The sequence below is a fragment of the Streptomyces sp. NPDC041784 genome (genome assembly GCF_055591025.1).
The window spans coordinates 59,863-76,716 of the sequence record NZ_JBVJAB010000009.1; the positions used below are offsets into that span (position 1 = coordinate 59,863).

The following is a 16,854-nucleotide window of genomic DNA, read 5'->3' on the forward strand; positions in this document are numbered from 1 at the left end:
ACCATGTGCCGTGCCGTCGACCTCCAGCAGGCCGTGCTCGCCAAGAACGACGCGAGCGCCCGGACCCTGCGCGCCCAGCTCACGGCGCGTGGCACCACGGTCGTCAACCTGCTCTCCAGCCCCGGCAGCGGCAAGACCGCGCTGCTGGAACGCGAACTGCTGCTGGCCCGCGAGCGGTCCGTCCCCACGGCCGCGCTGACCGCCGACCTCGCCACCGAGAACGACGCCACCCGCCTGGCGCGTTCGGGCGTCCCGGTCAAGCAGGTGCTCACCGACGGGCTGTGCCATCTGGAGGCCGGCATGCTCGCCGGGCATCTGCTGGGCTGGCTGCCCGACGACACCCGGGTGCTGTTCGTGGAGAACGTCGGGAACCTGGTCTGCCCGGCCTCCTACGACCTGGGGGAGACGCTCCGGGTCGTCCTCGCCTCCGTGACGGAGGGTGAGGACAAGCCGCTGAAGTACCCCACCGCCTTCGGGCTCGCCCAGCTGGTCGTGGTCACCAAGACCGACATCGCCGAGGCCGTCGCGTTCGACGAGGCCGCGTTCCGCGCGAACGTGGAGCGGGTCAACCCGGGCGTCGAGGTGGTGCTGACCTCGGCCCGCCACGGCCAGGGCATCGGCCTGCTGCTCGACCGGGCGATGGCCGCCGCGGCGGGCGCGCCCCCGCACACCCCGGTCATGGCCCGCCGGCCCGAGGCCCACCACACGCACACGGACCCCCACCCGCACACCCACGCGGGCGCGGCCGACCACGGCCCGCTGGCCCCCCGCCCGTGAGCGCTGCGCCGCTCCCGCCGGCCGTCGTCACCGGCGACCCGACCCTGCGCCGGCGGATCGTCGTCCGGGGCGTGGTGCAGGGCGTGGGCTTCCGGCCGTACCTGTACGGCCTCGCCACCGAACTCGCCCTGGTCGGCCATGTGACCAACACGCCGGAGGGCGTCGTCGCCGAGGTCGAGGGCGCCGCCACGGCGGTGGCCCGGTTCTGCGACCGGATCGCCGTCCAGGCACCGCCGCTGGCCCGGGTGGAGTCCGTGCACCACCAGGAGGTGCCCGCCACCGGCGGCGAGGCCTTCACCATCCTCGCCTCCCGCACCGGCGGCCCGGCCGCCACCCTGGTCTCCCCGGACACGGCCACCTGCGCCGACTGCCTCGCCGAACTCGCCGACCCGGCGGACCGGCGGCACCGCCACCCCTTCGTGAACTGCACCCACTGCGGCCCGCGCTTCACCATCGTCACCGGCGTGCCCTACGACCGGGCCCACACCACCATGGCCGGGTTCCCGATGTGCGCCGACTGCGCCCACGAGTACGCCGATCCGGCCGACCGCCGCTTCCACGCGCAGCCCGTCGCCTGCCCGCACTGCGGGCCCCGGCTGCGGCTGCTCGTCCAGGGAGGCGGCGGCGCGGGGAGTGAGGACCCGGTCGCCGAGGCCCGCGCCCTGCTCGCGCGCGGCGCGATCCTCGCCGTGAAGGGGCTGGGCGGCTACCACCTGGCCTGCGACGCCATGAACGGCGCGGCCGTCGAGCTGCTGCGCCGCCGCAAGGCGCGGGGTGACAAACCGTTCGCCGTCATGGCCAGGAGCGCCGACGACATCCGCCACCTCGTCCGGCTGGGCCCCGAGGAGCGGAGCCTCCTCGACAGCGCGGCCAGGCCCATCGTGCTGCTCCGGCGGCGGCCCGACGCCTCGTACCCGGAGGCCGTCGCCCCCTGCAGCCCCGACCTCGGCGTGATGCTGCCGTACACCCCCCTGCACCACCTCCTGCTCGGCCTGCCCGGAGACCCCGACGGGCCCCGGCTGCTCGTCATGACCAGCGGGAACGCCTCCGGTGAACCGATCGTCACCGACGACGGCGAGGCGCTGGAGCGGCTCGCGCACCTGGCCGACGCCTGGCTCATGCACGACCGCGCGATCCATGTCCCCTGCGACGACTCCGTGGTGCGCGTCTGCGACGGCGAGCCGCTGGTGCTCCGCCGCTCCCGCGGCTACGCGCCCCTGCCGCTCACCCTGCCCCTGCCCGTACGCCCGGCGCTCGCCGTCGGCGGGGACCTCAAGAACGCCTTCTGCCTCGGCGCGGACCGCCGGGCCTGGCTGTCGGCGCACATCGGCGACATGGACGACCTCGGCACCCAGCGTGCCTTCGAGCACGCGGTGGGACAACTGGAGTCCCTCACGGGCGTACGGCCGGAGAGCCTGGCGGCCGACCGGCACCCCGGCTACCGCTCCGCCCGGTGGGCCGGCCGCAACGCGGCCGGCCGGCCCGTCGTACGTGTCCAGCACCATCACGCCCATGTCGCCGCCGCGATGGCCGAGCACGGGCTGGACGGCACCCGGCCGGTGATCGGGGTCGCCTTCGACGGCACCGGTCACGGCGACGACGGCGCCGTGTGGGGCGGGGAGTTCCTGCTCGCGGACTACGACGGCTTCACCCGGTTCGGCCACCTGGCCTATGTGCCGCTGCCCGGCGGCGACGCCGCGGTGCGCAGGCCGTACCGCATGGCGCTCTCCCACCTCCGCTCGGCCGGCCTCGCCCGGTCGCCGGACCTCGCCTGTACGGCCGTCTGCCCCGCCGACGAACTCAGGGTCCTGGAACGGCAGTTGGAGCGGAACCTGAACTGCGTGCCCACCTCCAGCATGGGCCGGCTCTTCGACGCCGTGTCCTCGCTCGCCGGTGTCTGTCACCGGTCGGACTACGAGGCGCAGGCGGCCGTCGAGCTGGAGAGCGCCGCGCTGCGGGCGCCCGCCGAGGACACCGGCGGGTACGCCTTCGCGCTGCACCCGGAGCGCGGCACGGTACGCGCCGATCCCGCGCCCGTCCTCGCGGCGATCGTCGGCGACCTGCGGGCGGGCGTCGGTCCGGAGCGGGTCGCGGCCCGCTTCCACCGGGCCGTGACCGGTCTGGTGCACCGGATCTGCGTACGGGCGCGGGAGCGGCACGGGCTGGACACGGTCGCCCTCACGGGCGGGGTGTTCGCCAACACGCTGCTCTCCTCGGCCTGTGCCGCTGCCCTGTGCGAGGACGGCTTCACGGTCCTGCGGCACCACCTCGTGCCGCCGGGCGACGGCGGCCTGGCGCTGGGCCAGCTGATGGTGGCCGCCCGGGCGCGGACCACGGACTGAGCAACACCCGACCCCACAGCGAGGAGAGGACCATGTGCCTGGCGGTACCCGGCAGAGTGCTGGACATCGAGGAACGTGACGGCACCCGGATGGCCACCGTCGACTTCGGCGGAGTGGTAAAGGAGGTGTGCCTGGAGTACCTGCCCGACCTCCAGGTGGGCGAGTACGCCATCGTCCACGTCGGATTCGCCCTCCAGCGCCTGGACGAGGAGTCGGCGAAGCAGACGCTCGAACTCTTCGCCGAACTCGGCATGCTCCAGGAGGAGTTCGGCGACGCCTGGGAGATGGCGGCGGCGGAGGCCGGCGTGGCCGGCCCGGAAGAGGTGCACGAGCGGTGAAGTACATCGACGAGTTCCAGGACCCGGAGCTGGCGCGCCGGCTCCTCGACGACATCCACGCCACGGTGACCCGGCCCTGGGCGCTGATGGAGGTCTGCGGCGGGCAGACGCACAGCATCATCCGGCACGGCATCGACCAACTCCTGCCGGACCAGATCGAGTTGATCCACGGGCCGGGCTGCCCGGTGTGCGTGACCCCGCTGGAGGTCATCGACAAGGCCCTGGAGATCGCCTCCCGCCCCGAGGTGATCTTCTGCTCCTTCGGCGACATGCTCCGGGTGCCGGGCACCGGCCGGGACCTGTTCCAGGTGCGCGGCGAGGGCGGTGACGTACGCGTCGTGTACTCGCCGCTCGACGCGCTGCGCATCGCGCGGCAGAACCCCGACCGCGAGGTGGTGTTCTTCGGCATCGGTTTCGAGACCACCGCGCCCCCCAACGCCATGACGGTCCATCAGGCCCGCAGGCACGGCATCCGCAACTTCAGCATGCTGGTCTCCCACGTCAAGGTACCCCCGGCCATCGAGGCGATCATGGCCTCGCCGGACTGCCGGGTGCAGGGCTTCCTCGCGGCCGGGCACGTGTGCAGCGTCATGGGCCTGGGGGAGTACCCGGACCTGGCCGAGCGGTTCCGGGTGCCGATCGTCGTGACCGGCTTCGAGCCGCTGGACATCCTCGAAGGCGTCCGCCGGACCGTCCGCCAGCTCGAACGCGGCGAGCACACCGTCGACAACGCCTACGCCCGGGCCGTCCGCCCGGAGGGCAACCCGGCCGCCCGGGCCATGCTGGAGGACGTCTTCGAGGTCACCGACCGGGCCTGGCGCGGCATCGGTGTGATCCCCGGAAGCGGCTGGCGGCTGTCGCCGAAGTACCGTGACCACGACGCCGAGCACCGCTTCCAGGTCGACGGCATCCGGACCAGGGAACCGGCCGAGTGCCGCAGCGGCGAGGTCCTCCAGGGGCTGCTCAAGCCGCACGAGTGCGAGGCCTTCGGCACCCTGTGCACCCCGCGCACCCCGCTCGGGGCCACCATGGTCTCCAGCGAGGGCGCCTGCGCCGCCTACTACCTGTACCGGCGCCTCGACATGACCACCCCCACGACCGCCGCCGGCCGGGAGGCGAGCCCCGTTGTCTGACCTCACCGATCTCCCCGTGACGGCGATCGACCCCGAGGGGTGGACCTGCCCCGCGCCGCTGCGCGACCGGCCCCGGGTCGTCATGGGCCACGGCGGCGGCGGCGCGCTCTCCGCCGAACTGGTCCAGCAGATCTTCGCCCCGGCCTACGGCGGCGAGGCGCTCGCGCAGATGGGCGACGCCGCCGCCGTCACCCTGGGCGGTGCCCGGCTGGCGTTCTCCACCGACTCCTTCGTGGTGCGGCCGCTGTTCTTCCCCGGTGGCAGCATCGGCGACCTCGCGGTCAACGGCACCGTCAACGACCTCGCCATGCGCGGCGCCCGCGCCGCCTACCTCTCCTGCGGGTTCATCCTGGAGGAGGGCGTCGAGCTGGACGTGGTCACCAGGGTGGCCCACGCGCTGGGCGCGGCCGCGCGCACCGCTGGGGTGGAGGTGGCCACCGGCGACACCAAGGTGGTGGAGTCCGGCCACGGCGACGGGATCTTCATCAACACGGCCGGTATCGGTCTCGTCCCGACCGGGGTGGACCTGCGCCCCGAGCGGGTCGTCCCCGGGGACGTCGTGATCGTCAGCGGCGCCGTCGGCGTCCACGGCGTGGCGATCATGAGCGTGCGGGAGGGCCTGGAGTTCGGCGTCGAGATCGAGAGCGACTGCGCGGCGCTCGGCGGCCTGGTCGAGGCCATGCTCGCCGTCACCCCGGACCTGCATGTGCTGCGCGATCCCACCCGGGGCGGTCTGGCGGCCGCGCTCAACGAGATCGCGCAGGCCTCCGGCACCGGTGTCGTCATCCAGGAGCGTGCCGTCCCGGTTCCGCCGGCCGTGGCCAACGCCTGCGCCATCCTCGGCCTGGACCCCATGTACGTCGCCAACGAGGGCAAGCTGGTGGCCTTCGTGCCGCGCGAACACGCCGACGCGGTCCTCGACGCGATGCGCGCCCATCCGCTGGGCAGGGACTCCGTCGTCATCGGCGAGACCGTCGACACGCATCCCGGCATGGTGGTCGCCCGGACCGGGCTGGGAGGTACGCGCGTGGTCGACCTGCCGATCGGGGAGCAGCTGCCCCGGATCTGCTGAACCGGGCCGCGCCTGACAGCCCACCGGGCCGCCGGGAACACTCCGGCGGCCCCGTGGGTGGGCCGTCAGGCGGTGGTCCAGCCCGGCAGGGTCGGCAGCACCTTCTCGGCGACGCGGAGCAGCGCCGCGTCGTCGGGTGTCACGTCGTCCTGGCGCCAGATGGAGATCTCGTACGAGCTGAGGCCCTCCTTCGTGTCCCGGGTGACCAGCAGGGTGCGGGCGATGCCCCCGGGGCCGGCTTCGGCCTCGCCGCCACCGAGGCTGAAGGTGAGCGCGATGGTCCGGTCCGAGTAGAGGACCGCCGGGTGGCCCAGGACCGTCCTCGGCTGCGCGGTGCCGCCCATCAGGTCGGCCTTCCCGCTGATCGGTGACGCGTCGTGGTCCGCCGAGATCCGCACGGAGTACGTGTCGAGGGTGACGGTCGCCTCGGGCAGGGAGACCTTGGTGCCGCCGGGCAGCTCGAAGGACGTCTCGCGGCCGTTGGCGGTCTCGGCGTGCTCCTGCGGTGTGCCGAGGAGCGACGGCAGGTCCGCACGGTTCAGTGCCGTGCACATCTGTGCGCCGGAGAGGTGCCGCGCCGCCGGGCGCTCGGTGCCCGAGGCCGAGCAGGTGGCCGGTCGGTCGTCGGCGGAGTTCTGCGGGAGCGCTCCCGCCAGTGCCCACATGAGGCCCGCCACGCCGGCCACCATCACCACCGCCGCGGCCACCTGGGCCCCCGTGCTCATGCCCTTCTCGGGCCCGCCGACCTCGTCGACCATGTTCTTTCGTCCCCCGCTGTGCCTCTGGCGCCCTGACGCGCGCCGGGGAGCCTATCCGGTGATCGTTTCGAGGGGAACCGAATTCGGCGTGTTCATGCGGACCGAGTTCGTGCGGTCCGTGTTCTTGGGGGCGATCGGGGCGCGGCGTCAGCCCAAGGTGGCGCGGATGACGTCGGCGAGGGGAGTGGCGGGGCGGCCCGTGAGACGGGGCACGGCGTCACTGACGCGTTCCAGCTCGCCCGCCGCGACGGCCGTGTACGTCGACACCCAGGCGTCGAGCTGCCACGGCGGGGCCCCGTAGGAGGCCCGGGAGGCGTACGCCTCCTCGATCGTCTCGGGCCGGTAGACGACCGCACGGCCGAGCACCTCGGACAGGACCGCCGCGGCCTCCTCCAGCGTCAGGGACTCGGGCCCGGTCAGGTCGTGGACGGCACCGGCGTGCTCGCCCGGCCGGGTCAGGACCGTGACGGCGGCGTCGGCGATGTCGTCCTGGGCCACGAAAGCCGCCCGCCCGTCACCGGCCGGACCGCGGATGACACTGTCCTCGCCGACGAACTCCGGGACGAAGTCCGCGTAGAGGTTGTCGCGCAGGAAGGTGTACGTCAGCCCGCGGGCCCGGATGTGCTCCTCGGTGTGGAAGTGGTCCCGGGCGAGCGTGAACGTGGCGTCGGGCGCCGCGCCGTAGAAGGACACGTACACCAGGTGCCGTACGCCGGCCTCGGCGGCGGCGTCCACGAACGACCGGTGCTGTGCGAGCCGGTCGGCGCTCTCGGAGGCGGACACCATGAGCACGGTCTGCGCGCCGCTCAGGCCGCGCAGGAGCGCGTCCCGGTCGCCGAAGTCACCGCGGACCGCCACGGCGCCGGGCAGCTTCGGTGCCCGTTCGGGGCTGCGCACCAGCAGCCGCTGCGGCACGCCCCGCTCGGCGAGCCGGCGGGCGACGCGTCCACCGAGGTGTCCGGTGGCGCCGGTGACCACCAGGGTCGGTTCGGGCGATTCGGTCATGGCTGGCATCACTTCCGGTCGGTTCTTTCTGGTGTCGCGGTGCGCCGGGCGTCGTTCTGGGCGGTCAGGTGGTGTCCGGGATTTTTCGGCTCACGCTCCCCCTTCCACCCTCAGGTCATGGGGCACGGCGGCGAGGAAGGCGAGATCGAATGGTGACCCGTGATGGTCGGAATCCGACAGTCGCCGGGACCCGTGCACCGATCGATCGCCGTCCGTGGGGCGGGTCCACCTTGCCCTGAGGGGGTGCCGGGCGCACGCTGGTCGTGTGAGTACGGGTGACGGCCCGACGCTGATCACCTCCGTGCAGCGGGCGTTCCGTCTGCTCGAGGCGGTGAGCGCGCACGAGAACGGCGCGCCGGCGAAACAGCTGGCGCGTGAGACGGAGCTGCCCCTGGCCACCGCCTACCACCTGCTGCGCACCCTGGTGCACGACGGCTACCTGCGGAAACTGGACGACGGCGGGTTCGTGCTGGGCGACCGGTTGCAGACCCTGCACACCGCGGGCCGCAGCCAGGCGCTGCTCAGCCGGGTCCGGCCCACCCTCGCCGCGCTGCGCGACGAGCTGGCGACCGCCGCCTACCTCACCTTCTACGAGGACGGCGAGATCCGGGTCGCCGAGATCGTCGACGGCCCCCGGGCGCCCCGCGTCGATCTCTGGGTGGGCTTCGAGGACGCGGGGCACGCCACCGCGCTGGGCAAGTCCGTGCTGCGGGAGCTGGACGAAGAGGCCCGCAGGGACTACCTCTCCCGCCACCACCTCGCCGACCTCACGCCGCGGACCATCACCAGCGCCCCCGAGCTGCTGCGCCGGCTGGACTCCTCGCCGGTGGCCCCGGCCATCACGGACCTGGAGGAGTACTCCCTCGGCACGGTCTGCATCGCGGTGCCCGTCTACAGCGGGCACGTCCTCGGCTCGCTCGGCGTCTCCCTGCCGGCCGACCGGCTCTCCCGGATCGAGGAGATCAGGTCCCGGCTGCTGCCGACCGCGGACCGGGTGACCAGGAGCTTGTCGCTCACTATCTGAAAATCGGCTTCTTGTGGTACCCCGGGTCGAACCCGTTTCCTAAATGAAACGGACATTTCAGGTGCCGCCCCGGTGCGCAGACGAGGTGTCCCCCCGACGCACAGACGAGGACTGCGGACGAGGCATGACTCAGGCACGAGATCATGGTGGCGACCCCTGGCCGATGCGGCTGTTCAAGTGCAGGGTGGCAGGCTCCCTGCTCCCCGTGCTGATCGTTCTCGTGGTCGTGCTCCTCGACCTCGTCGGCGGAGCCGGCATGATCTGGCTGCCCCTGCTCGCGGCCGGTCCCGCACTGGCCGCCACCACCAACAGCCCGCGCGGCGTCCTCTGCGTCGGCCTCCTCGCCGCGGGGCTCTGCGCCGCCCTCGGCATCGGCGACCGTGTGCCCGGCCGGGAGCTGGCCGCCGTCCTCGCCGCCCTGGTGGCCGTCACCCTGGCGAGTGCCCTGGCCGGCGCGCTGCGCGGACGCCGGGAGCGGGTCCTGGCGGCCGTCCGCTCGGTCGCCGAGGCCGCCCAGCACGCGCTGCTCCTGCCCGTACCGGCGACCGTCGGCCCGTTCCAGGCAGCGGTGCGCTACAGCGCCGCCGCCGCGGAGGCCCGGATCGGCGGCGACCTCTACGCCCTGATCCCCACCCCGTACGGTGTGCGCCTGATCGTCGGCGACGTCCGCGGCAAGGGGCTGCCCGCCGTGGGGACCGCCGCGCTGGTGCTCGGTGTCTTCCGCGAGGCCGCCTACGACGAGCCCGACCTCCTCGCCGTCGTCGACCGGATCGAGCGGAGCCTGGCCCGCAACCTCGGCGGCGACGACTTCGTCACCGCCGTGGTCGCCGGGTACCCGCGGGCCGGCCAGCTGGAGGTGGTGAACTGCGGGCACGCCCCGCCGCTGCTCGTCCGCGCCGACGGGGACGTCGTCGCGGTGGAGCCCACCCACCCGGCCCCGCCCCTCGGACTGCGCGCACTCCACGACCAGACCGCCAGCCTCCAGGTGCTGCCCTTCACCGACGCGGACCAGCTGCTGCTCTACACGGACGGCGTCACCGAGGCCCGCGACCGGGGCCGGGCGTTCTACCCGCTCGTCGAGGGACTGGCCCGCCATGTCTGCGACGAGCCGGCCCGCACCCTCGACGCGCTCCACGACGAACTGCTGGCCCATGTGGGCGGGCGGCTGCACGACGACGCGGCGCTCCTGCTGATCCGCAAGCCGACCGTCCACGACGTCGTCGCCTGCGAAGCGGCCGTTGCCCACCCGTCTGCGCGGGTTCCGCTGCGCCGGGACCAGGCTGTGTGACCTCTGGGACGCGCGTGACGCCTGTGACGGGTGTTGCACTGTTCGGCGCGGCCGGCTCGGGTGTCTCCCACCGCGCCCGCACCGACGGGCTGACCTTCCTGGACGTCCTTCCTGGACGTCCTCGTTTCGGGACGGCGGTGCGCGGCCTCGCGGACGGCCGGCTGTCCGAGGGGCGGTTCACCCGGACCGAGCGGGACGCGACAGGGGGCGGCCATGACCGTGCCCCTACTCCTGCTTCTCGCCCGAGGCGAACCGGGAGATGATCAGCGCGACGATGATGATCGCGCCGTTCAGGAACTGGTTCCACAACGGCGGCACACCGGCCAGCGTCATCACGTTGACGACCAGCTGGAGCGTCAGCACACCGGTCAGCGCGCCGAAGACGGATCCCTTGCCGCCGTTGAGGCTGACGCCGCCGATGACGGTCGCCGCGAACACCTGGAAGATCCAGCCGCTGCCCTGGGTCGCGGAGATCGACCCGTAGTGGCCGCTGTAGAGGATCCCGGCGAACGCGGCCAGCAGGCTGCCGAGGATCAGCACCACCCACACGATCCGGTCCACCCGGATGCCCGCGGTACGGGCCGCCTCCGCGTTCCCGCCGATCGCGTACAGCGCCCGGCCGTGCCGCAGCCACGCCAGGGCCGCGCTGCCGAGCGCGAACAGCACCACGCAGATCCAGATCGCCGCGGGCACGCCCCACCAGGACGCCTTGCCCAAGTAGGTGAAGGAGGAGGGAAGTTCGACGATCGACTGGCCCTCGGACAGGGCGACCTGGAGGCCACGGAGCATGGTGAGCATGCCGAGGGTCACGATGAAGCCGTTGAGGCGCAGCTTCAGGATCAGGAACCCGTTGACGGCCCCGATCACCACACCCACCAGCAGACAGAGCGGCACGGCCGTCCACTCCGGCAGCAGCCCGAGGCCGGTGAACCGCGCCCCGTCGGTGGGCAGGACCAGCCACACGGCGACGACGGGCGCCACACCGATCGTGGACTCCAGGGACAGGTCCATCCGCCCGCAGATCAGGATCAGCGCGGTGGCGAGGACCAGCAGACTCAGCTCCGTGGACTGCTGGGCCACACCGATCAGATTGTCGCCGGTCAGGAAGGCCGGCGAGACGATGAACCCGATCAGCCCCAGCACCAGGATGGCCGGGATCAGGGACAGCTCACGGAAACGGCCGAGATCGAGCCCGCGCCGGGTGCCCTCGGCGTCCTTCCGTGCCACGTTCGCCGCGGGATCGGTGACATCTGTGGTGGCGGACATGACTACCTTCCGTGCTCTGCGGTGTCGGATACGTCGGCGGGCCCACATTCCGGGCGGGCGGCGGACCCCTCGGACCGGCGGCCGGCCACGCCCTCGACGGCGGCGACCACCTGCTCGTCCCGCCAGCCCCGGTCGAACTCGGCGACCACGCGCCCGTGGAACATGACGACGACCCGGTCGCACACCCTGAGGTCGTCCAGCTCGTCGGAGACGACCAGCGCGGCCTTCCCGCCGTCCGCGACCTCGCGGATACGGCGCAGCAGGAACTCCTTGGACCTGACGTCCACCCCGTTGGTGGGCCGGATGGCGACCAGCACCCGGGGATCGGTGGCCAGCGCCCGGGCGACGACGACCTTTTGCTGGTTGCCGCCGGACAGCGCGGACACCGGGGTGGCCGCGCCCGGCGTCTTGATGTCGAGGTCCCGGATCATGCGCTGGGCGAAGACCCTGGTCCGGGCGGGCAGCACCGTGCCGAACGGGCCGAGTTGGCCGGTCACGGTGAGCGTGGCGTTCTCCGCCACGCTGCGGCGGTGGACCAGGCCCTGGAGGTGCCGGTCCTCCGGGACCAGACCGACCCCGGCGGCCAGCGCCGACGGCACGCTGCCCGTGCGGACGGCACGGCCGCCGACCGCGATCCGGCCCTCCTCGGCGCGGTGCAGTCCGGCCACGGCCTCCCCGACCCGCACATGGCCGCTGGCCGTCGCCCCCGCCAGCCCGACCACCTCGCCGGCGCGCACCGACAGTGACAGATCGCGGCAGGCGCCGGGCAGGGTGAGACCCTCGATCCTCAGCAGCTCGCCGGCCGCCCTTTGCACGGTGCTCCGGTCGCCGCGGGCAAGGGCGGCCGTCGTGGTGGCGGTCTTCCCGGTCGCGCTCTCTCCGCTTGCGGTCTCTCCGGTCATCGCCTCCACCAGCGCCTGGTGGCCGACCTCGGCGACCGGCGCGGTCAGGATGTGTGTCGCGTCGCGGTAGACCGTGACCGTGGTGCAGAGGTCGTACACCTCCTGGAGGTGGTGCGAGATGAAGAGGAAGGCGACCCCCTGCCGCCGGAGGTCGTGGAGCTTGTCGAAGAGCCTGGCGATGCCCCGGGCGTCGAGCTTCGCGGTCGGCTCGTCCAGCACGATGAAGCGCGCGCCGAACGACAGCGCGCGGGCTATCTCCACGAACTGCCGCTGCTCCACGGTGAGTTCCCGGGCTCGCGCGCCGGCGTCGACGTCCACGCCGTATTCGCCGAGGAGCTCCTCGGCCCGGCGGCGCAACTGCCGCCAACGGATGGGCTGGAGCGGACCGGCGCTCTGCCGGTTCAGGAAGAGGTTCTCCGCGACGGTCAGCTCAGGGATGATCGTGGACCGCTGGTAGACACAGGCCACCCGGGACCGCCAGGCGTCGATGTCACCGAAGGCGGGGGCCGGTTCACCGGAGAAGCGCAAGGTGCCGGAGTCGGGCCGCTGGAGCCCGGTGAGCAGGGACACGAGCGTGGACTTGCCGGCTCCGTTACGGCCCACCAGGGCGTGCGCCTCGCCGGCGGCGACGGCGATCCGGGCGTCGCGCAGCGCGACGGTGGCGCCGAACCTCTTGCCGACGCCGAGGGCCTCGGCCACCGGCGCAGGGCCGCCGACGCCGGGCACCGGAGCGGCCGCGGGGTCCGTCATGGGTACCGTCCTTCCGGCCTTCGTGGAAACGGGGGGGAACGGGTGAACAGGGGAACGGGGCAACGGGGGAGACGGGGAAACGGGGGAGACGGGGAAACGGGAGTGGAGAGAAGGAGGGAGCCGGGCGGGTCGGCCGGTCACTGGCCGACGGCGTTGCCCCACAGCGTCTTGTCGTCCACGTTGTCCTTGGTCACCAGTGGCGCCGGGAGCTGGTCCTCCAGACCGTTGGGGATCTCGATGATCGTGGAGTCGTGGTCCGTCCTGCCGGGCTCGAAGGTCTTCCCTTCCGCCGCGGCCTTCGCGTAGTACAGCGCGTACTTGGCGTAGAGGTCGGCGGGCTGGGAGACGGTCGCGTCGATCCGGCCCTCGCGGATGGCGTCGAACTCCTGCGGTATGCCGTCGTTGGAGATGATCGTGATGTGCCCCTGCTGGCCGGCCGGCTTGAGCAGTCCCTTCTGCTCCAGCAGGGCCAGGGTCGGCTGGAGGAACACCCCGCCCGCCTGCATGTAGATGCCGTTCAGATCGGGGTGCTGGGCGAGCAGGCTCTGGAGCTTGGCGGAGGCCACGTCGCCCTTCCAGTCGGTGGGCAGCTCGAACACCTTGATCTTCGGGAACTTCGTCTTCATGCACTCCGCGAACGCCTCGGAGCGGTCCCGCCCGTTGATGGAGTCCAGCGCACCCTGGAGTTCGGCGACCTTGCCCTCACCGCCGAGCTGCTCACCGAGGAACTCGCAGGCCTTGGTGCCGTAGGCCCGGTTGTCGGCGCGGACGACCATGTAGACGTCGCCCTTGTCGGGGCGGGTGTCGACGCTGACCACGGGGATCTTCTTCGAGGCGAGGGTGTCCAGGGTGGAGGCGATCGCTCCGGTGTCCTGCGGGGCCATGACGACGGCCTCGGCGCCCGTGTTCTGGAAGACCTGCACGTTGGCGACCAGCTTGGTGATGTCGTTCTGCGAGTTGCTGAGCGGCAGCGCGTTGACGCCGTCGGTCTTGATGTCCTTCTTCAGGTACTGCGCGTAGGAGTTCCAGAAGTCGGAGTCGGAACGCGGCAGGTCGATCCCGATGGCCGGGCCGTCGCCGCCCGAGCCGCCGGATCCCCCGCTGTCGCGGTTGCAGGCGGTGAGGAGGACGAGGGCCGCGAGGACGGCGCCGGCTGCGGTGGCGGTGGAGCGGGTACGAGCGAGCTTCATGGCCGGGTTCTCTCCTTAGCCAGGGCTGGGAGCCGTGCTGGGGGGCGACGGTGGGGATGTCGGACGACCGAGGGAAGGAGGGGGAGAACGAGGTGAAGAGGAGAGGGGGAGGGGAGGGGGAGGGGGAGGGGAGGGGCGACGGGAGAGCGGAGGGGGAGGGGGAGGGGGAGGCGAGAGGGAGGGCACCGAAGGCTGGGAGATTCCTCCGATGTATCTCGGACGTCGAGGACGTTACGACGGTGCCGTCGGCGTTGACAAGGGGTCCGTTCGCACGGAATCGGAGGAACCGTGCGCTGCCCGAACGCGAGTTGACGGGTGGTCACCAGCGCCGCCCGCAGGCGGGTGGGAGTGCGGCACAGGGGAGGCGGACCGGCGGGGGTGCGGGACAGCCGTCCCGTCGCCCGATACATCGGAGGGTGCGGTGTCCTCCCATGCGCCCAAGCCGCTGATTCTGCGCATATCTCATCGCTGACCTGCCATAATTCCTCGCCACGATCGCATACATCCGAGGAATGCGTTGTCATGGGTCGGGAGGGCCCTTACAGTCGCTGTGCTGCCATTCCTCCGATGAATGAGTGCCGAGCGCGAAAGGCGTCCGTGTTGACCACCCCCTCGCCCAGCCCCCTGACCGCCTCTCCCGCTCGGATCATCGCGGTGGACACCCACGACATCCGCTTCCCCACCTCCCGGGAGCTGGACGGCTCGGACGCGATGAACCCGGACCCCGACTACTCCGCCGCCTACGTGGTGCTGCGCACCGACTCCGCCGACGGGCTCGAAGGACACGGCTTCACCTTCACCATCGGACGCGGGAACGACGTCCAGGTCGCCGCGATCGCCGCCCTGCGGCCGCATCTCCTGGGCCGGTCCGTGGACGAGCTGTGCGCCGACCCGGGGTCGCTCAGCCGGGACCTGATCGGCGACAGCCAGCTGCGCTGGCTCGGGCCCGAGAAGGGCGTGATGCACATGGCGATCGGCGCGGTGGTCAACGCCGCGTGGGACCTGGCCGCCAAGCGGGCCGGACAGCCGCTGTGGCGGCTGCTCGCCCACGCCGACCCCGAGTGGCTGGTCTCCCAGGTCGACTTCCGCTACATCGCCGACGTCCTCACCCCCGAGGAGGCGCTCGGTCTGCTGCGCGAGGGGCGCGGCGGCCTGGCCGAACGGGAGGCCGCCCTGCTGGAGCGCGGCTATCCCGGCTACACCACCTCGCCGGGCTGGCTCGGCTACTCCGACGAGAAGCTCACCCGGCTCGCCGAGCAGGCTGTCGCCGACGGCTTCACCCAGATCAAGCTCAAGGTCGGCGCCGACCTCGTCGACGACCTCCGCCGGCTGCGCACCGCCCGCGCCGCCGTCGGCGACCGGGTACGCATCGCCATCGACGCCAACCAGCGCTGGAACGTCGGCGAGGCGATCGAGTGGACCCGCGCGCTCACCGGCCTGAACCCGTACTGGATCGAGGAGCCCACCAGCCCCGACGACGTCCTCGGCCACGCCGCCGTCCGCGAGGCCGTGGCACCCGTGAAGGTCGCCACCGGCGAACACGTCCAGAACCGCGTCGTCTTCAAGCAGCTGCTCCAGGCCGGCGCCCTCGACGTCCTCCAGATCGACGCGGCCCGGGTCGGCGGCGTCAACGAGAACCTCGCCATCCTGCTGCTGGCCGCCAAGTTCGGGGTGCCGGTCTGCCCGCACGCCGGCGGGGTGGGCCTGTGCGAGCTGGTGCAGCACCTGTCGATGTTCGACTACCTCGCCCTGTCCGGCACCACCGAGGACCGGGTCATCGAGTACGTCGACCATCTTCACGAACACTTCACCGCGCCCGAGGTGATCCGCGAAGGCCACTACACGGCTCCGCTCACGCCCGGTTTCTCCGCCACCATGCGCCCCGCGTCCATCGCCGAGTACCGCTATCCGGACGGCGCTTTCTGGGCCGCCGACCTCGCGGAACGACGGCAGGACGGCTGAGCGGACCGGTCGTCCCGAGGGGCGTCCACCCCCGCCTCAGGGGCGCCCACCCCCGCCCGAGGGGGTCCGCGCCGCCCGGAGGCCGATCTGGTCCTTCGTATCTCGGAGCGCGGCGGGGCGACACGCGGGGCTGGTGCGGGATCGGCGATCGGCTGCGACGATGGCGTGACGTGTGCGTGTCAGAGCTGTCACGCGCTGTCGTCGTGTCCCCGTCGGTGCCGGTCCGGGAGCGGTCAGGGTGAGTCTCATCGAGCAGGAGCAGCCGCTCCTCGACGCGTTACGGCCGCGGGACCGCGCCGCGCTGCTGGCGCTTGGCGTCCCGCGCGGCTACCGGACCGGCGAGGTGCTGCTGTCCGAACAATCCACCACCTCGTACGTCGTCGCGCTCCTCGGCGGCTGGACGACGGTCTCCGTGTCGACCGAGCGCGGCAGCCGGCTGATCCTCGCCCTGCGCGGGGCCGGTGAACTCGTCGGCGAACTCGCCGCGATGGACCGCCGGCCACGCAGCGCCACGGTCACCGCGCTCGGGGACGTGGACGCCGTGGTCATCCCCGGAGACCGGTTCCGCGGGTTTCTCGCCTCCAGCCCCGCCGTCAGCGCCCTTGCGTTCCGGCAGCTCGGCTCCCGGCTGCGCAGCGCCGACGGCGAACGCCGTTCCCTGGCCTCGGAGAACGTCCTGCAACGGCTTGCCGCCCGGCTGCTGGAGCTGGCCACCCGGACCGGACGCCGGGCCGCCGACGGCAGTGTGACCGTCGACCTGCCGCTGCCCCAGCACGATCTCGCCGCCTCCGTGGGCTCGACCCGCGAGGCGGTCGCCAAGGCGCTGCGGCTGCTGCGCGAGCGGGGCCTCGTCCGCACCGCCACCCGACAGATCGTCGTCACGGACCTGGAGCCGCTGAGGCTGCTTGCCGGGGAAGGAACCGGGCCTTCCCGGCCCATCGGGTAAGCGGCCACGGCCGTTTGTGCAAGCGGCTACCGCTGTTTGTGTAAACGGCTACATACGCCAGGGGCGGGCCGAGTCCATCCTGTACGTGCCGGGACCGGGAC

General features: G+C 72.6%; 14 protein-coding genes. 9 read left to right on the plus strand and 5 right to left on the minus strand.

The annotated features are described in order from the left end of the window. Positions 1-3 precede the first annotated feature (3 nt). Genes hypB through hypE form a run of 5 tightly spaced genes read left to right on the plus strand, consistent with a single transcriptional unit; the run spans position 4 to position 5,662 of the window. The gene (gene hypB, locus ACZ6D7_RS20685; RefSeq protein ID WP_469492353.1) at positions 4-777 is read left to right on the plus strand and encodes a hydrogenase nickel incorporation protein HypB; all 774 of its coding nucleotides are present in this window, start codon (positions 4-6) and stop codon (positions 775-777) included. Continuing rightward, positions 774-3,119 (plus strand): carbamoyltransferase HypF, encoded by a 2,346-nt coding sequence (gene hypF, locus ACZ6D7_RS20690; protein WP_469492355.1) that lies wholly within the window; start codon positions 774-776, stop codon positions 3,117-3,119. The genes hypB and hypF overlap by 4 nt, the downstream gene beginning before the upstream one ends. A gap of 32 nt (positions 3,120-3,151) precedes the next feature. Beyond that, complete coding sequence (locus tag ACZ6D7_RS20695) at positions 3,152-3,457, plus strand: HypC/HybG/HupF family hydrogenase formation chaperone (RefSeq protein WP_469492359.1); 306 nt, start codon at positions 3,152-3,154, stop codon at positions 3,455-3,457. Then, complete coding sequence (gene hypD, locus ACZ6D7_RS20700; RefSeq protein WP_469492362.1) at positions 3,454-4,590, plus strand: hydrogenase formation protein HypD; 1,137 nt, start codon at positions 3,454-3,456, stop codon at positions 4,588-4,590. The genes ACZ6D7_RS20695 and hypD overlap by 4 nt, the downstream gene beginning before the upstream one ends. After that, entirely contained in the window at positions 4,583-5,662 is a 1,080-nt protein-coding gene (gene hypE, locus ACZ6D7_RS20705; RefSeq protein WP_469492365.1) for a hydrogenase expression/formation protein HypE, read from the plus strand. Before hypD ends, hypE begins: the two co-directional genes overlap by 8 nt. A 65-nt stretch (positions 5,663-5,727) precedes the next feature. On the opposite strand, the gene ACZ6D7_RS20710 is transcribed toward hypE, so the two are convergent. Together ACZ6D7_RS20710 and ACZ6D7_RS20715 are read right to left on the minus strand one after the other, a co-directional pair. Further along, positions 5,728-6,420, minus strand: a complete 693-nt coding sequence (locus ACZ6D7_RS20710) for a DUF6215 domain-containing protein (RefSeq protein WP_469492368.1) — start codon at positions 6,418-6,420, stop codon at positions 5,728-5,730. A gap of 147 nt (positions 6,421-6,567) precedes the next feature. Beyond that, positions 6,568-7,425 carry an SDR family oxidoreductase gene (locus ACZ6D7_RS20715; RefSeq protein WP_469492371.1) on the minus strand — a complete coding sequence of 286 codons (858 nt, stop codon included), beginning with the start codon at positions 7,423-7,425 and terminating at the stop codon, positions 6,568-6,570. 265 nt (positions 7,426-7,690) lie between these two features. On the opposite strand from ACZ6D7_RS20715, the gene ACZ6D7_RS20720 reads away from it, so the two are divergent. Both ACZ6D7_RS20720 and ACZ6D7_RS20725 read left to right on the plus strand, forming a co-directional pair. Then, positions 7,691-8,449: an IclR family transcriptional regulator gene (locus tag ACZ6D7_RS20720; RefSeq protein WP_469492374.1), complete on the plus strand. Its 759-nt coding sequence runs from the start codon at positions 7,691-7,693 to the stop codon at positions 8,447-8,449. Positions 8,450-8,612: 163 nt separating this feature from the next. After that, positions 8,613-9,737, plus strand: coding sequence for a PP2C family protein-serine/threonine phosphatase (locus ACZ6D7_RS20725; RefSeq protein ID WP_469493038.1), 1,125 nt, complete (start codon positions 8,613-8,615; stop codon positions 9,735-9,737). A gap of 225 nt (positions 9,738-9,962) precedes the next feature. On the opposite strand, the gene ACZ6D7_RS20730 is transcribed toward ACZ6D7_RS20725, so the two are convergent. From ACZ6D7_RS20730 to ACZ6D7_RS20740, 3 genes are all read right to left on the minus strand, one after another. Beyond that, positions 9,963-11,003 carry an ABC transporter permease gene (locus ACZ6D7_RS20730; protein WP_469492377.1) on the minus strand — a complete coding sequence of 347 codons (1,041 nt, stop codon included), beginning with the start codon at positions 11,001-11,003 and terminating at the stop codon, positions 9,963-9,965. Positions 11,004-11,005: 2 nt separating this feature from the next. After that, positions 11,006-12,655, minus strand: a complete 1,650-nt coding sequence (locus tag ACZ6D7_RS20735) for a sugar ABC transporter ATP-binding protein (protein WP_469492380.1) — start codon at positions 12,653-12,655, stop codon at positions 11,006-11,008. A gap of 137 nt (positions 12,656-12,792) precedes the next feature. Then, positions 12,793-13,845 (minus strand): sugar ABC transporter substrate-binding protein, encoded by a 1,053-nt coding sequence (locus tag ACZ6D7_RS20740; RefSeq protein ID WP_469492383.1) that lies wholly within the window; start codon positions 13,843-13,845, stop codon positions 12,793-12,795. 624 nt (positions 13,846-14,469) lie between these two features. Between ACZ6D7_RS20740 and ACZ6D7_RS20745 the strand changes: the two genes are divergently transcribed. Further along, entirely contained in the window at positions 14,470-15,807 is a 1,338-nt protein-coding gene (locus ACZ6D7_RS20745) for an enolase C-terminal domain-like protein (protein ID WP_469493042.1), read from the plus strand. A gap of 238 nt (positions 15,808-16,045) precedes the next feature. Beyond that, a complete protein-coding gene (locus ACZ6D7_RS20750) occupies positions 16,046-16,753 on the plus strand; it encodes a Crp/Fnr family transcriptional regulator (protein WP_469492386.1) in 708 nt (235 codons plus the stop codon). Positions 16,754-16,854: the final 101 nt, after the last annotated feature.